We start from the raw sequence: 23,858 nt of genomic DNA, 5'->3' as shown, positions 1-23,858 counted from the left end.
AAAAACTTATGTTTACATATAAAATTATTAGGATATAATACTCTTAAATAACTCTTTGATAGGAGAATATATATGAAAATAAGACTTGGATATGTTGCTATATCAAATACATTAGGAAAAAAAGTAACAAGTTCTAGTACTATTACTTTTGCTAATTATAAAAAAATAATATCTGAAGAAAAAAAATTAGAAAAATTAAAGACAGTTGCTTTATCAAACTTAGTAGCACTTGAAGAAATATTAAAATTTAATATAGAAAATGATATACATTTTTATAGAATAACATCAGCATTAATTCCTTTAGTTACTCATCCTGAAGTTGGATACTGGGGACATAGAGAAATATTAAAAAAGGATTTTCAATACATAGGAAAAATAATTAAAGAATCTAATATGAGAGTTGATACTCACCCAGATGAATTTAATGTTATTAATAGTAATAATCCTAAGGTGGTAGAAAATACTCTTATTAATTTGAATAGGCAAGCAGAATGGTTCGAAGATATGGATTATAAAGATGGAAAAATGGTAATTCATGTAGGTGGTGCGACCGGGGGAAAGGAAGGAGCTCTAAAGAGATTTATTATGAATTTTAATAGATTTCCCAAAAGTATAAAAGAAAAGATTATTATTGAAAATGATGATAAAACATATACAGCAAAGGAAACCTTAATGTTGTGTAAGAAACTTAATGTACCTATGGTCTTAGACATACATCATCATAATTGTAATAATAATGGAGAAGATATTAGAGAGATGTTAGATGATATAATAAATACTTGGGATAAAGAAAGTCTACCCCCTAAAATGCATTTTTCATCACCTAAGGATATAAGTTTAATTAATAAAATTGATAAAAAACATTCGGATTTTATAAATCCTGTAGATTTTATAAAATTTATAGAAGTCTTAAAAGAGTTTAATAGGGATATAGATATAATGCTAGAATGTAAAGAAAAGGATATAGCTTTATTTAAACTTACTCAAGATATAATAGAGCTTGAGCCTAGATACAAGTGGATTGATAAAACAACAATACTAGTAAAATAAATACAATTAACAATTAAAGAGCTGATGTAAACAGCTCTTTAATTGTTTATGTTCATTTTTATTGGAATAAAGAAAAATTTCTTATATACAATTACAAATTTACCTTATCTTGCTATAATAGATAATGTAATAAAAATGCTCGCATTTTTATACAAAGACAAACTCATAATTAAATCATAAAAAGGGGATGAATATAATGCTAAATAGCTTTATAAAAGACATTAAAAATGAGTTTAATGGGTATAATTTGCTAAGTTTTAAGCAAGATTTAATGGCAGGAATTACAGTGACAGCTGTAGCTTTACCATTAGCATTAGCTTTTGGAGTAAGTTCAGGAGCTACTGCAGCAGCTGGATTAATTACAGCTATAATATCAGGTCTAGTAATAGGTGCATTATCAGGGGGATCTTTTCAAATTTCAGGACCAACAGGTGCTATGAGTGCAATTTTAGTGGCTTTATTTCAAAGGTATGGATTAGAAGGTGTATGGATAGCTGGAGCATTAGCTGGATTAATACTTATAATTGCAGGAATTTTTAAGTTAGGTAAAGTAGTTTCTTACATACCAACACCAGTTATTACAGGTTTTACATCTGGAATAGCTTTAATAATAGCTATAGGGCAATTAGATAACTTTTTTGGAGTATCAACAAAATCAGCTGAGTCAGCAGCAATAAAGGTAATAAACTTTTTTAGTACACCATTAAGCGTAAATTGGTATGCTCTTGGAATAGGGCTATTAGTAGTTTTTATTATGATCCTATGGCCTAAGAAGCTTAATAATATAGTACCAGCATCACTTATAGGTTTAATAGTTGCACTTATTATAAATATGATTTTTAAATTACCATTAGATGTTATTGGTGATATACCACAAAAGTTAATTTTAGATGATAGGCTTAGTATAAATTCTATAAATATAGATATTATAAAAAGTGTTTTAGTTCCAGCTATTAGTATAGCTGCATTAGCAATGATAGAAAGTTTATTATGCGGTGAAGTTGGAAAGAAGATGAAGGGGGAATCCTTTGATGCTAATAGAGAATTAATAGCACAAGGAGTAGGAAACTTTATTATTCCATTCTTTGGAGGAGTTCCAGCAACTGCAGCTATTGCAAGAACAAGTGTAGCAATAAAATCTGGAGCAAAAACAAGACTAGTAAGCATGTTACATGCTATATTCTTAATGTTATCAATATTTTTATTATCTCCATTAATGTCAAATGTACCGCTTTCATCATTAGCGGGAGTATTAATGGTAACTGCCTGGAGAATGAATGAATGGGAAAATATAAAGTATATATTTTCTAAAAGGTTTAAGGGGTCTATATCTAAGTTTTTAATAACTATGTTAGCAACAATAGCCTTAGATTTGACACAAGCTATATTAATAGGGGTAATTTTCTCAAGTCTATTATTTATAGTTAAAATTTCTAACATGGATATTTCCATAAGTGAAGTAGATGAAAGTAAACTTGATAAGGAAGAATTTAAAGGGAAAAACTTAAACAATATTAAAGTTGTTTATTTTACAGGACCATTATTTTTTGCAACAGCAGAGAAATTTAAAAATGAAGTTTTATCTATAAAAGATGCGAAGGTAATAATACTATCAATGAGAGGGGTTCCTTTAATTGATACTTCAGCATTGCAAGCATTAACAGAAGTAATTGAAGAAGTTAGAATTAGAAATTGTGAAATTATGCTATGTGGATTACAACAGCAAGTAAAAGACTTACTTGATAAAGCTGATTTTGAAGAAAAATTAGGAAGTAGTAATATATTTTGGAGTGCAGATCAAGCTATAAAGAATGCAGAATCAATAGTAGCTTAAATTTAATTGAAAAAAAGTATTAAAATAACAAAAAGTATATTGACAAAATTTGTTCATAGGAATATACTGGTAAAAGAATAAAGTAAGAAAAGGAGGTAGGAACATGTTAAACATTATATTTAATCAAGAAATGTTAGTTAAAGATAATAAAAATAAATATAATATTGAAAATATTAGTAATCCTATCTCATTGTATAAATTTAAATGCTAAAAATTTATGCAAATATACTTTATAAAATTATATATCCTTTAAATTTATAGGATATAACTTTGAATTTATATAAAGATAATTAGGGCCAAGGGTTATTAACCTTGGCTTTTTATTTTTTTATTAAGGATAAAAGGCTAAGGATAACTTTGGCCTTTTTTCTTTTATGAAAGGGAGAGAAGGATGAGTAAAAAATAAGCAAAAAACAAAATTATTTATAACTTAAGGGGGAAAATTTATGACTAGAATACTTAAATATGTTTCAAAATATAAAGGGTTGCTGATACTTGGAACATTGTCCATGCTTATAGTAATTGGGGTTGACTTATTTATGCCTTATTTACAACAAATATTTGTAGATGAGGGAGTTATGGCAGGCAATGACAGTATAATAATTAAGGTTTTAATTGGTATTTTAATTATTACAGTAATAAAAGCAATTCTTGGATATGGAAAAGAGTTTCTTTATGATATTTTAAGTGTAAAAGTACACCAAGATATTAAAAATGATCTTTTTAACCATATTCAAAAACTAGAATTTAAATATTTTGATGATATGAATACTGGGGAACTTATGTCTAGAATAGGAGAAGATGCTGAGAATATATGGCAAACAATAGGATTTGGGCTTAGATTATTTATAGAAAATATAATATATTTTGTAGTTTCTACAGTTATTCTATTTAAACTAAATTTTGAGTTAGCTATTGCTTGTTTTATTATAATGATTCCAATAGGATTTATAGCGATAAAATTAGAAAGTAAATTTGTAAAATCCTATGAAGAAATAAGTGATCAAACAGCTAAAATAAATACTACGGCTCAAGAAAATATAGCAGGAGTAAGACTAGTAAAGGCATTTTCAAGAGAAAAATATGAAATAAATAAATTTTTAAAAATGAATAGAACTTATTATGATTTAAATATGAAGCAAGCAAAAATAATTGGTGACTATTTTCCACCAATAGAATTTTTAACAAACATATCATTAGTTATAATGATAGTTTTAGGTGGATTTCTCGTTATGAAAAATGAAATTACCATTGGTGTTTTAGTAGCCTTTGGTGGATATATTTGGAATTTAATATGGCCAATGAGAATGTTAGGTGAATTAATAGATTTGCTTTCAAGAAATAATGCTTCAGCTAAAAAAATATTTGAAATAATGGATAGAGAACCTGAAATTAAAAGTAAAAGAGAAAGCTATAAAAGTGATTCTATAAAAGGGGATATATCCTTTAATAATGTTAGTTTTAAATATAAGGATGAATATGTTTTGGAAAATATTAATTTAGATATTAAGGCTGGCAGTACTGTTGCAATAATGGGAACTACAGGTTCAGGTAAATCAACATTAATTAATTTAATAGGAAGATATTATGATGTAACTGATGGTAGTATAAAGATAGATAATGTAGACATAAAAGATTATGATTTAGACTTTTTAAGAAAAAATATGTCTATTGTGCCTCAAGACACCTTTCTATTTTCAGATTCAATAATAAACAATATAAAATTTAGTAATGAAAATGCAGATTATGAGGAAGTTAGAGAAGCAGCTTCATTAGCATGTGCATTAGATTTTATAGAAGAATTAGAAGATGGATTAAATACAGAAATAGGAGAAAGGGGTATGGGGCTATCAGGAGGACAAAAACAAAGAATATCAATTACTAGAGCTTTAGTAAGGAAATCAAAAATATTAATATTAGATGATTCTACATCTGCTTTAGATATGGAAACAGAGCACAAATTATTAAAAAATCTTTTAACAAGAGATGTGAAAAGTACAACATTTATTATTGCTCATAGAATTTCAGCTGTAAAAAATGCTGATATAATATTATATTTAGAAAATGGAGAAATAAGAGAAAAAGGAACTCATGAAGAATTACTAAAGCTTAAAGGCAAGTATTTTGATATTTATTGTAGTCAATTTAAAGATTTTAATGAAATAGTAGAGGAGGTAGTTTAATTTGGAGAATAATTCGATAAAAAAAGATGAAGAAGTAATAAGAAGAAGTAAAAGTGAAATAACATTTAAATTATTAGAATATCTTAAGCCTTATAAGTTAAAATCTTTTATAGTTATTTTATTAATGATACTTGTTATGATATCTGGAATAGTTAATCCTTTGCTTTTAGAAATAGCAATAGATAATTATGTAGTAAATAAAAATGTAAATGGTCTAATAATAATAGGTGTAGCTTTAATTGTATTAAATTTATTAGCATGGATTTTATCTAAAATCAGATGGACAATGATAACATCCATAACTAATAATATTTTAGTAAATATACGACATGAATTATATAGTCATATACAATATTTGTCTTTTGACTTTTTTGATGGAAGACCAGTTGGAAAAATACTTTCAAGGGTAGTTTCTGATGTGAATGCTTTAAAAAATTTATTTTCTCAAAGCATTCAATCACTTATACCACAATTATTAAATCTCTTATGTGTTGCTATTATTATGTTTATTATGAATTTCAAATTAGCATTAGCATCTGTAACTTTACTACCTCTACTAGGAATTGCTATGTTTTGCATAGAAATATATTCAAGAAGAAGATGGGAAGTTTATAGAAATAAAAGATCAAATCTAAATGGGTTTACTCATGAAGATTTCTCAGGAATAAAAATAGTACAAGGTTTTGCTAAGGAAGAGGGCACAGAAAAAAGCTTTAAATCAATGGTAAAGGAATTAAGTGATTCCTTCACTAAGGCTGTTATGCTAAATGATTTTTTCTGGCCTCTTATAGAATTATCTTGGGGAGCTGGTACTTTGGTAGTATTTGCAGTAGGATATAAACTAGTAATGAATAATGAAATAAAGATAGGAACATTAATAGCATTTTCAATGTATGTAGGAATGTTTTGGAGACCTATTATGAATCTTTCAAGCTTCTATAACACTTTGATAACAAATTTTTCAGCAGCAGATAGAATTTTTGATATTTTAGATAAGAAACCAATTATAAAAAATTCAGAAAATGCAAAGAAAATAGGGAAAATTAAAGGAGTTGTAGAATTCAAGGATGTAAGCTTTTCTTATGATGAAAGTACTAAGGTTCTTAAAAACGTAAATTTTAAGGTTAATAAGGGAGAAAAAATAGCTTTAGTTGGAGCAACTGGTGCAGGTAAGACAACAATTGTATCTTTGTTAAGTAGATTCTATGATCCAACTTCTGGGGAAGTTTTAGTGGACGGAAAAGATATTAAAAATGTTGAGTTGGAATCTTTAAGAAGTCAAATGGGAATAATGCTTCAAGATACATTTTTATTTTCAACTACTATAATGGAAAATATAAGATATGGTAGATTAGATGCAACTGATGAAGAAGTTATTAATGCTGCAAAAGCAGTTAACGCTCATGACTTTATTATGAAATTAGAAGAAGGTTATAATACTGAAGTAAATGAAAGAGGAACTAGATTATCATTAGGACAAAGACAGTTAGTATCATTTGCTAGAGCTCTTCTTGCAAATCCTAGAATACTAATATTAGATGAGGCTACTTCTAATATAGATACAGAAACAGAGAAATTGGTACAAGAGGGAATAGAAAAGTTACTTCATGGAAGAACATCATTTGTAGTGGCACATAGATTATCAACAATAAGAGATTGCGATAAAATTATGGTTATAAATGATGGACAAATTGAAGAGGTAGGAAGTCATAGTGAATTATTAAAGAATAAAGGTAGTTATTATGACTTATATATGGCTCAATATAATTTCCTAAGTGAAGGTGCTTAAATTAAAAATTAGGTGGATTATACGGAAGAGAAGTTTTTGAAAGCTACTCAGCTAGAACTGAAACTAAACAACAAATCAATCAAGATGCAGTAAGAATAATTAATGAAATATAAAATATTTGACCATGATTAATTGAGTTTTAATTCTATATTACAATCATGGTCTATTTTTATTTCTTTTATTAAACTCATCCAAAAAGAAGCTTTATCTTCTATGTATGGATTATAGTAAATCTTCTCAAAATAGATGGTTAATATGTATATTATTTTATTGGCATTTATATATGGAACTGCTAAGTGCGGTAAAGAGTAATTTGATTATATTACGCACTAAATAATAAAATTTGTTCTTTGAAAATTGAATAGTACGGTATTTACAGAATATGTTATAATTAACTCGTAATTGTATTTCAGTATGAATTATTAGGGGGATTTCAGATGGGTAAAAAAGTAGATAATGGCTTTCAATTAATCTATTGGAAATTAAGTTATAGAAGGAAGTTTATAAGAACTTTATGGACTATTCCTATATTTATTATATCGATTGGAATTATTATTTTTCTTGGTAATGGGATATTTGTTAGTAGAATCATGCCACTAATATTGATAATATTATTTATACTTCAAATAATATATAACTATATAAGATGGAAAAAAGAAGAACAAAAATAAATATGTTATGTATTTAAAATGCAGTGATATTCAAGCAAAATGTTGAATATTTTTAATAAACAATCTTAATCTATTACTTAATCTATTAAGAAAATGTATTATAAGACGAAGTAGTTTAATGGTAGGGGGATTTTGAATGAAGTTAATTGGATTATCAATACTATGTGGCATTATAGGTGTGTTAGCAATATTACCTTTTAGTATTAATGGAAGTAGAATAAGTGAAAGTTTTATAATTATTTTATGGATGATAGGTTTTTTTAGCCCAGGGCTTTATTACTTAGATAAGTTAATTAAAAAATTAAAAGATTTAGATAGTTAAATTCCAATTTAGCAGTTAGATTTCATGAACAATTTTAAAGTTTAGCGTAACAATGTGTTTTAAATAAGGAGGTTATAATAAAATGACTGTTAGTAACCAAGCGATACTTAGATACTCACTTGCTATTGTTATCCTCGTTGCATTTATTGCAATGATTGTTTATTTTTTGATTGGCTTAAAAAATAAAAACTATGCAAAAGCAAAAATATTTGCGATTATTTATGTATGTTCAAATGCATTGCGACTTCTATTAGAGCATTTTAATCTGTATTGATTTAATACTCCATTTTAATCTATTAAGAACTAAAGACTAGTGATTTTACACTAGTTTTTTTAGTTTCTCTTATATTATCAACATTATTTTAAAACAGAGCCTAATAAAAATAACTCCTAGTTATATTATAGGCAAGGAATGATTTTTTCTACAAATATTGGTTTAAGTAATATTTGTAGAACTATTAAAAAGGTCTATAATCATATATAATGTTATTAAGTTTAAATAAATTATTATTGCTAATACATCATTTCCTATAGGAAAAAATGATGAAGAATTTGTTAAGGTAGCAAAAACAATAGAAGAAAATATTAAGGATTTGGTAAGAAGGATTAAAATGAAGAGATATAGGAGATGACTACATTTGGATAAAAATAAAATATATACTAACAGAATAAATATAATTATAATTGCAATTATATGTACTTTTTTATGGGGAAGTGCATTTCCAGCAGTTAAAGTTGGATATGAAATTTTTAATATAGGTTCTAATGATATAGGGGGAAAACTATTATTTGCTGGATACAGATTTTTTTTAGCAGGAGTTTTTGTATTAATTCTACAAATAGTTATGAAGCAAAATATTTTTAATTTAACTATTAAAGATATAAAGGAAATTTCAGTATTAGGATTTGGACAAACTACTCTTCAATATATTTTCTTTTACTTGGGTATGACATATACAACAGGTGTAAGAGGATCTATAATGAATGGAACAAGCACCTTTTTTAGCATACTACTGGCACATTATATATATGTAAATGATAAATTAAACTTTAATAAGATTATAGGATGTATAGTTGGTTTCTTAGGAGTTATAATAGTTAATCTTGGTGGAACATCAGTCTTAGAAGGTAGTTTTTCTTTTAAGGGAGAAGGATTTATAATTATTGCAGCCCTTATGCTTTCTATTGGTTCCCTATATAGTAAAAAAATAAGTCAAAATAAAGATGCTTATACTGTAACTGGATACCAATTAGCAATAGGTGGATTATTACTAATAATAATTGGTTATATTTTAGGAGGCAAATTAACGAATTTTACTTTTAAATCAACAACATTATTAATATATATGGCATTACTATCATCAGTAGCCTTTGCACTATGGTCGCAGCTGTTAAAGTATAATAAAGTAGGTGTAATTTCAGTATTTAATTTCTTAATTCCTGTTTTTGGAACTATACTATCAGCTATAATATTAAAAGAAAATATTTTTGATGTAAAAATACTAATAGCTCTTTTATTGGTATGTACAGGAATTTACTTGGTTTATAAAAGAAAGGAATAACTGTGTATAAAAATTTATAATACTTTTTCTTTACAATTGCTAATACAAAGTATTATAAGATTTATATCCTTTAAATTAAAGGTAGGAAATGATATGAAAAAAAGTAAGGAACTATTACTAATAAGATATATATCTTTTATTATATTAATATCTGAAATCTTTATAAAAGGTAAAAATAGTGGGGTTTTTAGTATTATATTTATTTTATTATTTATAATTAATAATAATCTTAGAATATTTTTCTTTAAAAGTGATAAGGTTAATTTATTTTCTATAATTTTAGAAATGATAGTTTCTCCAATTGCATGCTTTTATTTTGGAGGAAATATAATATTTTATTTAATTGGATTAATCATAGATACTGTTTCATTAAATTATAGATATCTAAAAAATATGTTTTTATCTACTATATGTCTTATTGCTATATATTCAGAATTTAAGGAAGGTTTTGAGCAAGGTTTTATAAATTTAGTGATTATAGTTGTTTTTGTTACATTAATAAATTATATATCAAAACTTTACAACACAAAAAAAGAAGCACAAAGATTATATGATAAACTTAGGATATCGGAAGAAAGCTTAATTGAAGCTAATAGTAAGCTTGAAGAATGTTTATCATCTATAGAGGAATTAACAATATTAAAGGAAAGAAATAGGATATCTAGAGAAATTCATGATAGTGTTGGACATACTTTATCAACTTCAATAATTCAATTATCTGCTATGGAAGCATTAGCAACAGAAAAAGATAGCTTATTAAAAGATATGATTATTGGATTAAGAAGCTTTATTAGTGAAAACTTTCAAGATGTAAAAGAAGCTGTAAAGGAGCTTAAAGCAGATGATTATGGTAATTATAAAGGAATAATAAGAATTCAAGATTTATGCAAAAACTTCGAAAAGATGACTGGAGTAGAAGTAAATACCATAATATCAAAAGGAAGTTGGGCATTATCTACTAAACAAATAACACACTTATATAGAATCACTCAAGAAGTTTTATCTAATTCATTAAAACATGGTAAGGCTACTAAAATAAAAGTTATAATGAATTTTACAGAAGATGATTTTGTTATTTCTTTTAAGGATAATGGAATTGGAGTAAGTTACATAAAAAATAGTGGATTCGGTTTAAAAAATCTAAGAGAAAGAGTAGATGAATTACAAGGATTTATTGATATGACTTCAAAGCTAGGAGAAGGGTTTTTTGTAAAAATAGTATTGCCAAAAGAAAGGGAGATATAAGTGGGAAAGATAAAATTATTAATTGTAGATGATGAAAAGTTAATAAGAGAAGGATTAAAACTTATGCTTTCAACTTATGATGATATAGAAGTAGTTGATACAGCAGAAAATGGATATAAGGCTTTAGAGGTATGTAAATCTAAAGATGTAGATGTAGTGTTAATGGACGTAAGAATGAAAGAATGTGATGGTGTTATGGGGACAAGACTCATAAAAGATCAATTCACTAAAATAAAAGTTATAATATTAACCACTTTTAATGATAAGGAATATATACAAGATGCATTAAGCTATGGAGCTTTTGGATATATGCTAAAAGATAGTTCTCATAATGTTATTTATGAAGGAATAAAAACAGCATATATGGGAAACATGGTAGTTCACCCTGATGTTGCAAACAAAATTTTATATAGTAATAATTTAATTAAATCTAAGGAATTAGATAAATATAATTTTTCTGAAAAGGAAATTCAAATTATAAAATATATTGCAGAAGGTTTAACTAATAAAGAAATATCAGAAAAAATTTACTTATCTGAAGGAACAATTAAGAATAATATAACTAACATATTATCAAAGCTTAATCTAAGAGATAGAACACAAATTGCAATATTTGCATTTAAAAATAGAATAGTGACTTAAGTCATATATACAATGACTTAGAGTAATAGCAATCCCCCTAAATTTTTCTTAATATAGAATTAAGAAAAACTTAGGGGGAATTTTAATGTGTATAATAGAAGTTAAAAATGTTACTAAAAGATTCAATGATAAATTAGTTTTAGATAATGTTAGTTATGAAGTGGCTAAAGGGGAGATTTTTGGGTTTATAGGACCTAATGGAGCAGGAAAATCTACTTTAATTAATATAATGACAAGTCTCCTAATTCCTGATAATGGAACTATTAAAATTTGTGGATATGATATTTTAAAAGAGCCAATAAAAGCTAAAGAGTGTATAGGATATGTTCCACAGGATATTTCATTAATGGAGGATCTTACAGCCTATGACAATCTTGAATTTTTTGGAGCACTTTATGGATTAAAAGGTAAAGAATTAAAAGAGAGAATACAAGAAGCACTTGAAGTAACTGGCCTTTTAGAAAAGAAAAAAGATAAGGTTAAAAAATTTTCAGGTGGAATGAAGAGAAGATTAAATATAGCTGCAGCAATTATGCATCATCCTAAAGTTTTAATAATGGATGAGCCTACAGTTGGAGTAGATCCGCAATCAAGAAACCATATATTTAATTTTACTAAAAATATTTGTAAAGAGTGGGGAACTACAGTAATTTATACGTCTCATTATATGGAAGAGGTAGAAGAACTTTGTAAAAGAGTTTTTATAATTGATTTAGGAAAAGAAATTGCATATGGAAGCAAGGATGAAATTAAGGCATCAGTATTTCCTAATAATAAAGTTATTATAGAAGCTAATGACATGTGTGCAGAGTTGATTTTAAATATACAAAAAGTAAATGGGATATTAAATATTAAAGAAAAGGAAGATAAAATAACTCTAACAATAGATTCAAATTTTAAGCTTAATAGTGTGCTAAGTATTATTGAAGGATATCATATAAATATTAAGAGAATTAGTTATGAAGAAGCAAAGTTAGAAGATGTATTTTTAGCATTAACAGGCAAAACATTAAGGGATTAGAGGTGATATAAGTGAAATTATTTTATTATACAAAAGCTACTTTAAAGGGAATGGTTTCAAATGTTGCTATAACAGTAGTTTATTTTATACTATTTCCCGTATTATTAGCTGGACTTATGGGGTTCTTTCAAAATTCACTTCACGAAAATCCACTAAAGCTTAATACACTTAAACTATCAATAATAGATAATGATAGGAGTAATATGTCTGAAACTTTAATATCATTTTTAAAAAGTGAAGATATGAAGGAACTCATAGATATAAATGAAGAAGAAAAGCAGATAGAAATTGTTATACCAAAGGGATACGAAGAAAGCATTATATCTTTAAAACGAGATGAAATAAAAATAAATACATTAAAAGAGGGATTAATTAATTCTACCAATACTCTAAAAATAATTTTAGACAAGTATCATCAAGGTCTTTATTTAAGTATGTCTGGAAATTCTTCAGAAGAATTAGCTAATATTACAGGAAAAAATATAATTGAAAATATAAATATAAATGCAAAAAAAACTTCTAGTAGCTATGAAGTATTATCTTCCTCTATGATTGCCTTTGTAATAAGCATGTTGATTTTTTCCTTGATTCAAGGAAATTATGCTGAAATTAGCGTGAATTTAGATAAAAGGATATCTTCAACACCAATAAGTAAATGTAAATATTTTTATTATGACAGTTTTGCTTTATTAATTTATTCAATAATTATACTTTTAGGATATGTATTGTTTTTTAGGATTTTAGGAATAAGTTTTACAGGCAGGTTACTACCTTTAATTACATTAATATTAATTTCAGCTATACTAATTGTCTCTATAAGTAAATTCGTATATGAACTTTTTGGACCACTTTATGGGAAGGTTATAGGAGCTTTAGTATTTTCACTACCAATAATAGGAATGGAAGCTTTTACTGGAGAGGGAAATGCTTTAAAGATTTTAGCTCCAACACATTATATTACAAAATTATTTAATGTATATAACCTAAATGGAAACTTTAATAGCAATATAAAAGATTTAGTTTTTGTAGTTATTCTTTCAGCTGTACTGTTTAGTATTGCTAATATCAAGGTTATTTTATCAAAGGGGGGAAGAAGATGCGTTTAATAAGATTAACTATAATAAATTTAAAGAGAATATTAAAGAATCCTGCAATATTTTTTATGAGCTTACTTCTTCCTATGGTTGTTTTGTTTGGGGTAGTAGGCCCTATGTCTCAGGAAAATTCCTTGGGGAAAATAGGAATAATTAATAAGTCACCTGGCAAGTATTCAGAAAAAATAATAGATAATCTATCTGAGAAATACGAAGTTGAAAATTTAGAAGGAAATATAGAAGATAGTTATGATAGATTAAGAGATAAAAAGCTTGCTGTTATATATGTTTTAGATGAAAATTTTGAAGATAATATAAATATAGGAAGAACTCCTAAAATAAAAGCATATAGTGTTGAATCAGGAATGGGATCAATCATAGCTGAAAATATAATAACTGAAAGTATAAATAAATTTCTAGAGGAACATTTAAATATAGGACTTAGTAAAAATTCAGTAGAAGCAATTATAGTGGAGAACAATAAAAATAACACATCAGATTTTTATATGACAGTTCTTATGATATGCTATTTTATGCTTATAGGTGGATCTATATTAACTGATGACATAATTAAATTAAGAACACAAAAAGTATTAAAACGAACAATATCAACAGGAAATTCTGATAAAACTATTTTAGGATCTCTATATTTATCAGCATTTGTATTACAAAGCTTGATGAGCTCAATAACATTGTTTATATCTATTAAGCTTTTTAAGATAGAGAACTATAATTTCTTTAATGGAATTCTTACAATAATTTTATGTAGTTTAATGACTACAGCAACAATAGTTGCAGCTACTAGGTGGTTAAAAAACCAAACTATAGCAAGTTTAGCAGTGGTGATATTCGGTTTAGTATCCTTTGGACTTGGAATAATAGGGAATGTTTTAAGAGAGTTTGTTAATGTTCCAGATTATTTAGTTTATTTAAGCATTATATCCCCATTTTCATGGCTTGGAAAAATAATAAATAATGAGTCAATTGTTCTTCCTATTATAATAATAATTCTTATGTCAGCTGTCTTATTTACAGCAGGAAGCTTTAAATTAAGAGATTATGTAAAAGAGTAAATGTAATTGGTGTTATTTTTAATAGCACCAATTATTATTTTTATAATTAAACAAAAAAAATTAGGAATATTTTTAAAAGGAAAGTATATAAATTAAAGGTATAAATAATATAACTAATAAGTGTGGTTGGAGGGATAAAAATGAAAAAATATAAAATTCTTAGTCAAAAAGATAAGTGGTTTTCAGGAAAGTTTGATCCACAAAAATTAGAAGATGCTTTAAACGCATATGCAGATCAAGGATGGGAATTAAAAGCTGCTGCTACTGCAGATATTGCATCCTTTGGTGGTAGCAGACAAGAGTTTATTGCAATTATGGAAAGGGAAGAAGATTAATGGCCTATACTACTTTATATGATAATATAGTCTTTATTGAAGGAAGTAATAAAGAGGCAAGTATTTTAGGTGACGTTAAATGCGATTTAAGTTTTAAAGTTGGAGCTCAGTTAAAGAATTTAAATGATGTAAAAAGGGATATGGCTATTAAAGTAAAGGCCTTAGGAGGAAATTGTATTTTAAATTTTACTTATGGGCAAAAAAGTAGATGGCTTGCTATTGATGATGTTGCATTTTATGGCAATGGAAAAGCAGCAATATTACCACATAATATTTACGAAGAACTATTAAATAAGGTTAAAAATAGATAGGCAGATGCCTGTCTATTTTTTATATAATATACAATTTATAAATAGACATAATATAAAGTCTTTGCTAAAATATAGTGAAGAAATATTATGGAGGAAAATAAATGATTTCTAAAAAAGCACTTAAAGATGAAATTATAACTTATGATATAATAACCTATATAGACGAAGATGGAAAGCAAGTAGAATATGTAGAAGTTACTCTTGTAGATAGAATTATAGATGTTTATATGGACACTAGAGAAGTGAACATAGGAATTCTCGCTAATAAAATAATAGAAGATAATTTGTATGAATAGTGGAATTTATATTCCACTATTTTTTTGTGTATTAGTATATATATTTATTAAAAAATATAATGATATAAATAAGTAAAAAATAATATTTTAGAAAAATTTAAGAAATATATTTAAAATTTGTAAGAGTAATTTGATAAGATAGTATAAAGGTATAAATCTAAGGAGATAATATGAGCTATTTATTTAAATACTATAGTAAGCAATATGATAAGTTTATGAAAAAATTGAACTTAGATAAAAATGAAGCAATTATAAATAATTTGAAAAACATAGTAGACCATGAAGTTCTAGATATTGGAGGAGGAACAGGTACCTTAGCAATGAATTTAATATCCTTAGGAGCAAAAGTTACTGTATTAGATCCAGAGATAAATATGACTAATATAGCAAAAAGAAAATCTAAAGAGTTAAAAGTTATTAATGGATATTCTCACAATATTAATTTAGAGGATTCTTCTATAGACATTATTATAATGAGAGATTCTTTTCATCATATAATTAAAAAAGAAGAAACATTAAAAGAGTGTAAAAGAGTATTAAAAAAGGATGGGATGATATTAATTTATGACTTTGATAAAAAGAAGTTAATAAGTAAACTTATATTTATTTTTGAAACTCTTTGTTTTGAGAAGATACAAATGCTTTCAATAGATGAAATAAAAGAATTAACATCTAAATATTTTATAAATAGTCAAATAATAAGGATTTCAAAATATGAATATATATACTTAGGAGAAAAATAAGTATTTAATTAGGGGGAGCAATGGAAGGATTATATGGTATAGCAAAAATTTGCAAGCTGTTTTTAAGTAATAAATTTATTAATTTAAGTGATATAGCTAGTTCTTATAATAGGGTAAGCAAAAATTATGAGGAAGTATTTCTTAAGGAAATGCATAAATATAATGAAGAAATGTTACAGAATCTTATTATAAAGTCTTCTGATAATTACCTAGATAAAGACATGGATATTCTTGATTTAGCTTGCGGGACAGGCTTTAATAGTAGGTTTTTATATAAAACTTTTAAGAAAGCTACATTTACGCTAGTAGATATATCAGAAGGAATGCTAAATGAAGCAAAAAATAATTGTAGCTTTGATACTAAGTTTATTGAAGGTGATATGCTTTCTTTTTTAGAATCTTGTAATGACAATAGCTTTGATATAGTAATTTGTGCTTGGGCAATTAAATATCAAAATCCACGAAAAATCATAAAAGAAATATCTAGAGTATTAAGAAGAGATGGATACTTTGCAGTAATAGTAAATTTAAAAAGTACATTACCAGAGGTTAGAAAAGTTTATCCTAGTTTAGTATTAAAAAATTATAGAAATATAAATAAGATAATGAAAGAGTTACCTAATCCTAAGAATGAAAAAGCCTTTAAAAAGTGGTTTATAAAAAATAAGTTTTTGGTAGAAAAGATTAAATTAGGAGAGCATAAATTTACTTTTAATAGTGCAGAAGAGGCGACAGAGTTTGTCACATCTACAGGAGCTTTAGCAGGTTTTGATTCCATGGTAAATATGAAAATCAATAAGGTAAAAGATAATATGATATATTTACTTAATAGTAATGGTATAAAAACAATGACTCATAAATATATTTGGGGGGTTTTTAAAAATGATAAGTAATTTTAAACCTATTATAAAATCAATCTTAAATAAAGAGGTTAGAAGAAATGTATTTTATATACATAATAAATTTAAAGAAAGTAAGGCTTATAAACCTATAAATATTATTAGGTGTGCTAGTAATGTTATAAAAAATGATAGGTTAATAATTCATAATGGCAACTTTGTTGTTAATTCCTTTCTTCCTCCATTAAATAGTAGGGCTTATAGAAGTATTGTAGATGCAGTTCCTGGAAAAGGAGAAGAGTTTTTTGTTAATCATACTACTGGTGATAGATTAGCACCTATTTCAACTTATATTGCTGTTACTAGTAGGTGCATGTATAATTGTTGGCATTGTAGTGCAAAAAGATTTATAAAAGATAAAGATGATACTTCAAAAGAAATGACAACTGATGAAGTTAAAAAAATAGTAAAAGATCTTCAGAATTTAGGAGTGGGAATAATAGGTTTTACTGGGGGAGAGCCATTACTTAGAAAGGATTTAGAAGAAATAATATCTACTATAGATAGTAGAAGTATTTCTTTTATGTTTTCTAATGGGTATTCCTTAAGCTATGAAAAAGCAAAAGCTTTAAAGGAAGCAGGACTTTTTGGCGTAGGAATAAGTATTGATAGTTTATATAAAGAAAGTCATGATAAAAAAAGAGGTTATATAGGAGCATATGATAATTCAATAAATGCTATGAAAAATTCTAAAAAAGCTGGGCTTTATACAATGGCTCAAACTGTTTGTACAAAAGAAATGTTAAACTCTAAGGAAATACGTAAACTTGCTATGTATTTAAAAACTGTTGGAATAGATGAACTTAGAATTCTTGAACCAATTCCTTGTGGAGCATTACTAGTAAATAAGGATGAAATTTTTAATTTAGAAGATAAGAAAAAGCTAATTAACCTTCATATAGAATTTAATAAAAATAAAGACTATCCTAAAACTTCTGTATTTCCATATATAGAATCAAAAGAACAGTTTGGGTGTGGAGCAGGAGTACAGCATTCATATATAGATAATGAAGGGAACTTTATGCCCTGTGACTTTGTCCCTGAATCTTTTGGTAATGTATTAAATGAAGATATTAATGATATATGGAATAAGATGCACACAAAATTAGGAAAAGCAAAGACATACTGCTATGCAAAAAAATGTGATAAATGCAATGAAAATAAGCTTCCTAAATATTATAGATTGCTTAAGGGTGAGAGAATATAAAGAATGCATATATTAACTTAATAAATAATGAATTAATTTATTTTAATTGGTTATAATATAGTTAAGAAGAGGTTTATATATAATTTAATTGTATATGTTTTAAGTAGGGGGTAAGCGTTATTTAGAGAAAAGTTTTGCTTACATCCCTTAATTTTTTTATGAGAGAATGATATATATGGAAGATATTGTTAGGTTTATAATATATATTTTAGAAAACGTTTTCAAAAGTGTTGTGATGATTTCTCAAAATAAAAATTAAGAATGCAAAATTAAAGTGTAAAATAGGGAGGTAATAAAAGTGATTATTAATGAAGTAAATAAAATGTTTAAAAAAGGTGATTTAGTTCTTTATTCATCTCATGGAATTTGTAAAATAGATGATATATGTGAAAAAAATTTTTCAAATATCAAAAAAGATTACTATATACTACATCCTATGAATGATAAGAAATTAAGTATAAGTATACCTGTAGATAACGATAAAGTAGCAATTTTAGAACTATTAACTCAAGAGGAAGCTAAAGTTATATTAGAATCTTTTAAAGATGAGGGAATAGATTGGATAGATATAGATAGAGATAGGTCTGAAATCTATAATGAGATTATAAAAAATGGTAATCGTACAGAAATTGCAAAGGTAGCAAATACATTAATGAAAGAAAAAGCTTCTTTAGAAAGCAACGGTAAGAAGTTCCATGAGAAAGATAAGAAAATGCTATTAGGAATTCAAAACATACTCTTTTCTGAGTTAGCATTTTTATTAAATACTACTTGTGAGGAAATAGAACAAAAAGTATGCGGATATATAAATTATTAAAAAAGAAAATCTTCCTTATCTTTAGGAAGATTTTCTTTTATCTAATTTCTAATCTCTCTATTTGATTCTATAGTTTTATGTTTTTCAATTGGTTTAACATTAATATTTGATCTATATTCTGTTTCTGCCCAGTATATATTTTCAGCAACTAAAGCTTCAGGATTAAGTTCAACTCCATCTAAAATTATTTCTTTAAACTTATGATATCCAGCTCTATCTATTAAGTGGCCTCCATGTAAATATTCTGGCTTATAATCTAAGGCCCAAGCAGAGAATTTTTGCCAGTTTGCAAACATTCCTAATACTACATCTTCAGTAACAAAGTTTAGGAAGGTTTTACCCATTCTAGGTGTTTGTTTTCCTGTTCTGCCACCTATAACAACTCTATAGAATTTTTGAGGACTTCTTGTCCACGCACTTGCAGGGCAAGCTAGAACACATTCACCACAACCAACACAGCAACATGGATCTTTATCTACAAGTCCATTTTTATTTAAACTTAAAACTCTTGTTGCATGATGCTCACATGCTTTTACACAAGCACCACAACCAATACATCTTTCAGGATGATATATCATTCTAGATTGACCAATAATACCAAAGTCCTGGAAATGAGCCTTAGCACAATCATTTGGACAACCTGCTACTGAAACTTTAATATGGTAATGAGAAGGAAAAACTAGGCTTTCTATTTTATTTGCTAAATCTTTAGTGTTAGCATTTGCTTTTATACAATGAGAATTACCTATACATGCCATAACATTTCTAGCACCAATTGTTGGATATCCATTTGTATCTACTGTCATATTACAGTTACATTCATCAACTTCAACTTCTTTTAAATAATTAGAAATATACTCATTAACAGAAGGAATATTCTCATATTTAATTCCAGGGATACTGAAGGTTTGTCTCATTCCAATATGAAAAGTACCATTACCATAAGTTTCTGCAATATATTGAATATCACTTAAATACTTAGCATTAACAAGACCTCCTGGTACACGCATTTGAAGCATAAATTCTCCAGGAACCTTTGATTGACGAAAACAATTTAATCTAACCTTTTTAATATCTATATCGTGATTCATTAAAATATCCTCCTAGTCTAATAATGATTTAGCCTTAGTATAGTTAAATACAGGGCCTTCTAAACATACATAAGTTTCATCAATTCTGCAATGTCCACATTTACCAACGGCACAAGACATTTTTCTTTCAAAGGATACCCAAATTTTTTCCTCAGAAACACCCAGTTTTAGCATTTCAAGAGCTGTAAAGTGCATCATTATTGGTGGACCGACTATAATAACTTCATAGTTATCTTCAAAAGAGTTTAAAGGAAGTTTTGATAAGTGTTTAGTTACAAGACCTTGTTCCCAGCCTTCTTTTTCTCCATTATCTAGTGTATATATTGTATTAAATTTATCTTTCCATCTATCTAACTCAGGTTTAAATAATATACCATCTACATTTTTAAAACCTAGAATTAAATTTAAGGATTTTACATAATTTTCTTCAAGGTAAAATTTATTAATCATACTTCTTACAGGGGCAACTCCTGTACCACCAGCAACTATAACTAAATTTTTATCTTTAAATTTTTCAACTGGCCAACCTTTGCCATATGCTCCTCTTAAGAAAATTTTATCTCCAGGTTGTAATTTGAAAAGTTCATCAGTAACTTTTCCAACAGCTCTAATTGTAAAGTCCATATAACCTAGTCCAAATCCGCTTACGGAAATAGGAGCTTCACCAATCTTAGGAAGAGATAATTGTAAGAATTGTCCGTGTTCAGGAACTATATCCGTTGCAACTCTAAATGTGTATTCTAAATTAGTTTCATGAGTAACACTAATAATTTCATATGATTTAGGTGTTAATATATTGTTTTCCATATTACTTTCCCTCCATAATATCCTTTACTGCATCATTTACTTTGTTTATTGTAGCTGTAATTGAAATATGTTCAGGACATCTATCAGTACATCTACCACAACCAACACACATATGCTCATCTCCAAATTGAGCTTTATAATCATGAATCTTATGGAGAACTTTATATCTCATCTTATCTGCTTTAGTTGTTCTGAAATTATGCCCCCCAGCCATTTCATCAAAACCATCTACATGACAAGATGCTTGTATTCTTTTTCTTTCACCAATTTTACATAAAGGATCATATACAATATCACGCGTAGTATAGCAAGAACATGTACTACAAGCTATTGTACAACTTCCGCAACCAAGGCATCTTTTGTTGTATTCATCCCACATTGGATGATTTTTAAGCTTTATTAATATTTCCTTATCATTAATTTCAGGAATTGCTACCTTTGCTTCATTTTCTTCAATAAATTTTAATTCAAATTCTTCTTTTGTTTTATTGTTAAAGTATTTAGTAAATTCATTGTCTTTAACATCAAAAAGTAAAGATGTTTCGTTAAATCTTACTGCTAAAGAATAGTCATCTGTCTTATTACTATTCATTGATACACAAAAGCAAGTATCAAATCCTTCAGTACATTCAATACATATAAATTTAACACGTTCTCTTATTCTCTTATAGAAGGTATCTTCAAAATTACCATTGTGAAGATAAATCATATCTTGTCTTTTTTGTGCATTAATATCACAAGGTCTAGCAAAAATTAATATCTTTTTGTTATGACCTATGGAACTTTCTCTAAATTCATCCTCTGTAAAATAATAAAGAGTTTGAGTAATAGGGGTTATTACCTCCTTTACTGGATAGTCTGACTTTTCTTTAAATTCAATTTCTTCTACAGTAGAAACTTCATCGTATCTTATAATGTCTGTGTCTGAGTATCTACCTTGTTTCTTGAATCTCTTTGGTGCATAAATCTTGTATTCTTTTTTTAAGTCTTGAAATAAAGCGTTAACTTCTTGTAATGATAGATTATATCCCATAAAATACCTCCAAAAATTGTTTTGTTTTTAACAATATCTATGATTAAATTATAAAACTAATTTTTGGATAAATGAAATACAAAAACCATATATTAATCATAAGTAAAAACCTATATAAAAAATAAAGGCCCATGTAACTAAGATTATAATTATCTAATGTTAAATGGACTCTATTATAGTAAAATAATTTTAATAATATATTTGTCTATTTCCACTTATAGTATCATTAATGCTTGTCGTTAAGCATTCAATAGCTTTTTTTATATCTCTTTTCTCTATATAGTCACATAATTGTGTAGTATTACTTACTAAGGAATCTATACCATATAATATACAAAAACGTTCCCATAAAGATAAAATTGGAATCTTAAAAGATGAAAAAATTAGTGGAATAAGTGTATTTCGAGATAAAAAGGCTAATTCATGTTGAAAACAAAATGCTATTTTAGAAGCTTCTTCAACAGAATTGGTTTCTTTCATTTTGTTTACATATCCTCTTAAGATACTAATATCTTTATCAGTAATAATTGGAATACATAACTCTACAGCTAGTGAATCTAATGCTATACGAAGCTCTAGAATAGATCTAATTTCTGCATCTCTTAATCGACCACCATTATATTGCATAATAGAAATTAATGTTTCCATAGTACCATTTCTACGATAGTCAGCTACAAAGGTACCAACCCTTGGTTTTATATTTAAAAAACCTTTTCTAGATAACTCTGAAATTCCAGAATTAACTACAGCTCTACTTACTTGCATTGATTTAGCTATTTCTCTCTCTGAAGGAAGTTTTGAACCTATGGGAAGTTTTCCAGATAAAATCATTGTTTCTAATTCTTTAATAAATAACTCTTTAAGAGTGGGAGAGTTTAATTTTGTAAATTCCATATAATAATCACCCCTTTAAACTGATTCTGGTATAACCAAGTACCAATTATTAGTTTATTAAATAATATATCCAAAATCAATAGAAAATGTAAAAAAATACAATAAAAATTTAATAAACATTGTAAATTAAGTAATATATTGACTTGCAATAAAGATATATGTTAAAATTTTATCAAAAATATAAAACTGGTATAACCAGTTTTATAATAATCATCTAAGAGAAATCATATAAATAAGTAATTAAAATTAATAATGGAGGGAAAGTATGAATAGTTTTAAAATTCTTCAAATTAAACAAAGTGTTTTTGAAGACAATGATCATCAAGCTGACTTACTTAGAAAAGAGCTGAAAAAAGATAAAATTTTATTATTAAACTTAATGTCATCACCTGGTTCAGGAAAGACAACAACCCTTATAAAAACAATAAATACTTTAAAAGATGAAATTAAAATAGGAGTAATGGAAGCAGATATAGATTCAGATGTAGATGCTAATGCTATTTCTAAGACTGGAGTAAAAGTTATTCAGTTACACACAGGGGGAATGTGTCACTTAGATGCTGATATGACTAAACAAGGTTTAGAGGGATTAGGAAAGGAAAATATTGAAGTTGCAATATTAGAAAATGTAGGAAACTTAGTTTGTCCAGCAGAATTTGATACAGGTGCATCAAAAAATGTAATGATTTTAAGTGTTCCAGAGGGCGATGATAAGCCATTAAAATATCCATTAATGTTTTCAATTGTAGATCTTTTATTAATTAATAAAATTGATACTGTTGACTATTTTGATTTTGATTTACAAGCTTGTATTGAAAGAGTAAAAAAATTAAATCCTAATGTTGAAATTATCCCTATATCTGCAAAAACTGGAGAAGGAATTGATAAATTTGCAGATTGGATTCGTATATCAAAAAAACAATGGAATGGGAATTAATA

24 protein-coding genes and 1 pseudogene are annotated in these 23,858 nt (G+C 26.7%); 21 read left to right on the top strand and 4 right to left on the bottom strand.

Annotated features, from left to right (window positions below; translation table 11 throughout):
* Positions 1 to 72: 72 nt before the first annotated feature.
* The 20 genes and pseudogenes from uvsE (at position 73) to BN6774_RS10880 (ending at position 19,094) form a co-directional block, all read left to right on the top strand.
* Positions 73 to 1,050 carry a UV DNA damage repair endonuclease UvsE gene (gene uvsE, locus BN6774_RS10975; protein ID WP_066893550.1) on the top strand — a complete coding sequence of 326 codons (978 nt, stop codon included), beginning with the start codon at positions 73 to 75 and terminating at the stop codon, positions 1,048 to 1,050.
* A gap of 196 nt (positions 1,051 to 1,246) precedes the next feature.
* Positions 1,247 to 2,884, top strand: a complete 1,638-nt coding sequence (locus tag BN6774_RS10970; protein ID WP_066893548.1) for a SulP family inorganic anion transporter — start codon at positions 1,247 to 1,249, stop codon at positions 2,882 to 2,884.
* Between the two features lie 446 nt (positions 2,885 to 3,330).
* On the top strand, positions 3,331 to 5,067 hold the full coding sequence (locus BN6774_RS10965) for an ABC transporter ATP-binding protein (RefSeq protein WP_066893546.1): 1,737 nt from the start codon (positions 3,331 to 3,333) through the stop codon (positions 5,065 to 5,067).
* Position 5,068: 1 nt separating this feature from the next.
* Complete coding sequence (locus tag BN6774_RS10960; RefSeq protein WP_066893536.1) at positions 5,069 to 6,856, top strand: ABC transporter ATP-binding protein; 1,788 nt, start codon at positions 5,069 to 5,071, stop codon at positions 6,854 to 6,856.
* An 8-nt stretch (positions 6,857 to 6,864) separates the two neighbouring features.
* Positions 6,865 to 6,966, top strand: a pseudogene (locus BN6774_RS18865) (arsenate reductase ArsC); the annotation flags it as partial.
* A 327-nt stretch (positions 6,967 to 7,293) separates the two neighbouring features.
* Positions 7,294 to 7,527, top strand: coding sequence for a hypothetical protein (locus BN6774_RS10955; RefSeq protein WP_066893535.1), 234 nt, complete (start codon positions 7,294 to 7,296; stop codon positions 7,525 to 7,527).
* 136 nt (positions 7,528 to 7,663) lie between these two features.
* On the top strand, positions 7,664 to 7,849 hold the full coding sequence (locus BN6774_RS10950) for a hypothetical protein (protein WP_066893534.1): 186 nt from the start codon (positions 7,664 to 7,666) through the stop codon (positions 7,847 to 7,849).
* 638 nt (positions 7,850 to 8,487) lie between these two features.
* Positions 8,488 to 9,411, top strand: coding sequence for a DMT family transporter (locus BN6774_RS10940; RefSeq protein WP_066893532.1), 924 nt, complete (start codon positions 8,488 to 8,490; stop codon positions 9,409 to 9,411).
* Positions 9,412 to 9,504: 93 nt separating this feature from the next.
* Positions 9,505 to 10,656, top strand: a complete 1,152-nt coding sequence (locus tag BN6774_RS10935) for a sensor histidine kinase (RefSeq protein ID WP_066893531.1) — start codon at positions 9,505 to 9,507, stop codon at positions 10,654 to 10,656.
* Entirely contained in the window at positions 10,657 to 11,298 is a 642-nt protein-coding gene (locus BN6774_RS10930) for a response regulator transcription factor (protein WP_066893530.1), read from the top strand.
* 85 nt (positions 11,299 to 11,383) lie between these two features.
* Positions 11,384 to 12,319: an ABC transporter ATP-binding protein gene (locus BN6774_RS10925; RefSeq protein WP_066893529.1), complete on the top strand. Its 936-nt coding sequence runs from the start codon at positions 11,384 to 11,386 to the stop codon at positions 12,317 to 12,319.
* Between the two features lie 11 nt (positions 12,320 to 12,330).
* Positions 12,331 to 13,425: an ABC transporter permease gene (locus BN6774_RS10920; protein WP_066893526.1), complete on the top strand. Its 1,095-nt coding sequence runs from the start codon at positions 12,331 to 12,333 to the stop codon at positions 13,423 to 13,425.
* Positions 13,416 to 14,486 (top strand): ABC transporter permease, encoded by a 1,071-nt coding sequence (locus BN6774_RS10915; protein WP_066893525.1) that lies wholly within the window; start codon positions 13,416 to 13,418, stop codon positions 14,484 to 14,486. The genes BN6774_RS10920 and BN6774_RS10915 overlap by 10 nt, the downstream gene beginning before the upstream one ends.
* Before the next feature lie 140 nt (positions 14,487 to 14,626).
* Positions 14,627 to 14,821 carry a DUF4177 domain-containing protein gene (locus BN6774_RS10910; RefSeq protein ID WP_066893524.1) on the top strand — a complete coding sequence of 65 codons (195 nt, stop codon included), beginning with the start codon at positions 14,627 to 14,629 and terminating at the stop codon, positions 14,819 to 14,821.
* The gene (locus tag BN6774_RS10905; protein ID WP_066893523.1) at positions 14,821 to 15,132 is read left to right on the top strand and encodes a hypothetical protein; all 312 of its coding nucleotides are present in this window, start codon (positions 14,821 to 14,823) and stop codon (positions 15,130 to 15,132) included. Before BN6774_RS10910 ends, BN6774_RS10905 begins: the two co-directional genes overlap by 1 nt.
* A 101-nt stretch (positions 15,133 to 15,233) precedes the next feature.
* On the top strand, positions 15,234 to 15,428 hold the full coding sequence (locus BN6774_RS10900; RefSeq protein WP_066893510.1) for a hypothetical protein: 195 nt from the start codon (positions 15,234 to 15,236) through the stop codon (positions 15,426 to 15,428).
* A gap of 170 nt (positions 15,429 to 15,598) precedes the next feature.
* Positions 15,599 to 16,171, top strand: a complete 573-nt coding sequence (locus BN6774_RS10895) for a class I SAM-dependent methyltransferase (protein WP_066893509.1) — start codon at positions 15,599 to 15,601, stop codon at positions 16,169 to 16,171.
* A gap of 20 nt (positions 16,172 to 16,191) precedes the next feature.
* On the top strand, positions 16,192 to 17,064 hold the full coding sequence (locus tag BN6774_RS10890) for a class I SAM-dependent methyltransferase (protein ID WP_066893508.1): 873 nt from the start codon (positions 16,192 to 16,194) through the stop codon (positions 17,062 to 17,064).
* Entirely contained in the window at positions 17,054 to 18,277 is a 1,224-nt protein-coding gene (locus tag BN6774_RS10885) for a radical SAM/SPASM domain-containing protein (RefSeq protein WP_066893507.1), read from the top strand. Before BN6774_RS10890 ends, BN6774_RS10885 begins: the two co-directional genes overlap by 11 nt.
* A 298-nt stretch (positions 18,278 to 18,575) precedes the next feature.
* Positions 18,576 to 19,094, top strand: coding sequence for a CarD family transcriptional regulator (locus tag BN6774_RS10880; protein WP_235829609.1), 519 nt, complete (start codon positions 18,576 to 18,578; stop codon positions 19,092 to 19,094).
* Positions 19,095 to 19,135: 41 nt separating this feature from the next.
* Here BN6774_RS10880 and asrC read toward each other — a convergent pair whose 3' ends face one another.
* The 4 genes from asrC to BN6774_RS10860 form a co-directional block, all read right to left on the bottom strand.
* Positions 19,136 to 20,185, bottom strand: coding sequence for a sulfite reductase subunit C (gene asrC / locus BN6774_RS10875; RefSeq protein WP_066893506.1), 1,050 nt, complete (start codon positions 20,183 to 20,185; stop codon positions 19,136 to 19,138).
* Positions 20,186 to 20,197: 12 nt separating this feature from the next.
* Positions 20,198 to 20,992, bottom strand: a complete 795-nt coding sequence (asrB, locus tag BN6774_RS10870) for an anaerobic sulfite reductase subunit AsrB (protein ID WP_066893505.1) — start codon at positions 20,990 to 20,992, stop codon at positions 20,198 to 20,200.
* Between the two features lies 1 nt (position 20,993).
* On the bottom strand, positions 20,994 to 22,025 hold the full coding sequence (gene asrA / locus BN6774_RS10865; RefSeq protein ID WP_066893503.1) for an anaerobic sulfite reductase subunit AsrA: 1,032 nt from the start codon (positions 22,023 to 22,025) through the stop codon (positions 20,994 to 20,996).
* 189 nt (positions 22,026 to 22,214) lie between these two features.
* The gene (locus tag BN6774_RS10860; protein WP_066893498.1) at positions 22,215 to 22,919 is read right to left on the bottom strand and encodes a FadR/GntR family transcriptional regulator; all 705 of its coding nucleotides are present in this window, start codon (positions 22,917 to 22,919) and stop codon (positions 22,215 to 22,217) included.
* Positions 22,920 to 23,184: 265 nt separating this feature from the next.
* On the opposite strand from BN6774_RS10860, the gene hypB reads away from it, so the two are divergent.
* Complete coding sequence (gene hypB, locus BN6774_RS10855) at positions 23,185 to 23,856, top strand: hydrogenase nickel incorporation protein HypB (protein ID WP_066893497.1); 672 nt, start codon at positions 23,185 to 23,187, stop codon at positions 23,854 to 23,856.
* Positions 23,857 to 23,858: the final 2 nt, after the last annotated feature.

It is taken from the genome of Clostridium nigeriense (genome assembly GCF_900086595.1).
In the GTDB taxonomy this organism is placed as follows: Bacteria; Bacillota; Clostridia; order Clostridiales; family Clostridiaceae; genus Clostridium; species Clostridium nigeriense.
Note: the sequence above shows the minus strand (reverse complement) of the source record. Positions and strands in the feature narration are given on the sequence as shown.